Source organism: Streptomyces sp. NPDC055815, assembly GCF_053616475.1.
Genome location: NZ_JBSHDU010000181.1, coordinates 1 through 2,156, shown reverse-complemented (window position 1 = coordinate 2,156; position 2,156 = coordinate 1). Strand labels below are relative to the sequence as shown.

General features: G+C 69.4%; 1 protein-coding gene. It reads right to left on the bottom strand.

The window, feature by feature from the left end; genetic code table 11:
- On the bottom strand, nucleotides 1-2,096 hold a 2,096-nt coding region (locus ACWGN5_RS41825), incomplete at its 3' end, for a condensation domain-containing protein (RefSeq protein WP_453524270.1).
- Nucleotides 2,097-2,156: the final 60 nt, after the last annotated feature.

Below are 2,156 nucleotides of genomic sequence, written 5' to 3'. Positions count from 1 at the left end.
ACCACCGCCACCGCATCCGGCGTCCGCGCCACCTGCACCGCGAACAGCTCGGGCACGGTCGCCCCCTCGACCGCCACCGCCGTGTCGTTCCACGCCGCGAGGAGCTGGCGCCGCTCGGTCTCGCCGAGGATGTCGACGTCCGACAGCCGGATGTCGGGGTGGTCTTCCAGCGCGGCGACGAGGTTGTCCAGGCAGGTGTGCAGCAGGCGGCACAGCGCCTGACCGTCCACCGAACCCACGGCATCCACAGTCAGCGCGAACTGCAACTCCAGATCCTCGACCGACACGGCCACCGGATAGTTCGTCGTCTCGCGCATCGACACCGTACTGATGCCCTGACGTGCAGCGTCGGCCTCCGAAGCCGTCTCACGGTCCGTACGGGACTTGCCGTGCCGGTAGTTGAACAGCGACGTGAACAGCGGGCTGCCACCCGGCATCCCACTGGCCTGCTGCGCGAGGGTCAGCGGCGCGTGCTCGTGCACCAGCAGCTCGGCCAGCTGATCCCGTACGCCCTCCAGCGCCTGCCCCACACCCTCGGCACCGACCCGTACCCGCACCGGCAGCGTATTGATGAACAGGCCCGGCACCCGGTCCGCGCCGGCACCCGCGTTCATCCGCCCGAACAGCACCGTGCCGAACACGACATCGTCCCGACCACTGACCGTCGCGAGGACCCGGGCCCACGCCAGATGGAACACACTCGCCGCACTCACCCCCAGCGAGCGAGCCACCTCCCGCACCCGCCGGCCGACCCCCTCCTCCACGCCCAAATGCGAGCGCACCACACCCCGGCCATCACCATGCACATCCATCAGACCGTAAGGAGCAGTGGTCTCCTCGACATCGCCGAGCAGGCCCGCGAAGTACTCCTCGTGCTCCGTGCGCGTCACACCCAGCCGTGCCTGCGCCACGAAGTTGCGGAACGGCAGCGGTTCCGGCAGCGCGTCCTCGCGCCCCGTCAGGAACGCATCCAGTTCCTGGAGCAACACGTCATGTGTGGTGTGGTCCTGCACCAGGTGATGCATCCGCAGCAGCGCGAGCCATTGCCGCCCATCACTCCCAGGCTCGGCGGCCACGTGGACATCGATCAGCGGCGCTCGCCCGAGATCCATCACGGTCCCGACCACCGCAATCAACTGCTCGACCGCGTCGGGAGCGTCAGAAGCAAGGTCCACCGTCGTGACCGGCAGAGTCGCCCTGCGGACCACCACCTGGACCGGCTCGCTCAGCCCCTCCCACACAAAGCCCGTGCGGTAGATGTCATGCCGGTCCACCACTCGCTGAAGCGCTGCGAGGAACCCGTCCAGTCGCTCCCGCGACTCGAACCGCAGCACGCGCGGCGCCACGTACGCGTCCACGCCACCATCCGCCTCCAGCAGGTGGTGGAAGAACAGCCCCTCCTGCAACGGCGCCAACGGATAGACGTCGGCGACGTTCGCAGCGCCGCCCTCGACGGCAGCGACGATCCGATCGACCTCCTCACCGCTCAGGTCGACCAGCGGCAGCATGTCCGGGGTGATCCGCTCGGCCTCCTCCGGGATCCGGTTCTCCGGCACCTCCACCGCATCCGGTGCAGCGACCGCGGCCAGACTCGCCGGCGTCGGGCTCTGGAACAGCGCCCGCACCGACACCGACACACCCCGGCCATCCAGCTGCTTCACCAGCCGTACGGCGAGGAGTGAGTGTCCACCCAGTGCGAAGAAGTCGTCGTCGACCCCGACTCGCTCGATGCCCAGGACCTGTGCGAAGGCCTGGCACAGGATCTCCTCCTGCACCGACACAGGACCGCGGCCGCCACTTGTGGAGGTCACCGTGTACTCGGGGACGGGCAGTGCCTTGCGGTCCAGCTTCCGGTTCACCGTCAACGGCAGCTCGTCCAGCACCACCACCGCCGACGGCACCATGTACTCCGGCAGCCGCCCCGCCACGAACTCCCGCAGCTCAGCACCCCGCACCTCGCCCACCACATACGCGACCAGGCGCTTGTCACCGGGGGTGTCCTCCCGTGCGATCACCGCCGCCTGCCCCACCCGCGGATGCGCGGCCAGCACCGACTCGACCTCGCCCGGCTCGATCCGGAAGCCACGGATCTTCACCTGGTCATCGGTACGCCCGGCGAAGACCAGCTGCCCCTCCGCCGTCCACCGCGCCCGGTC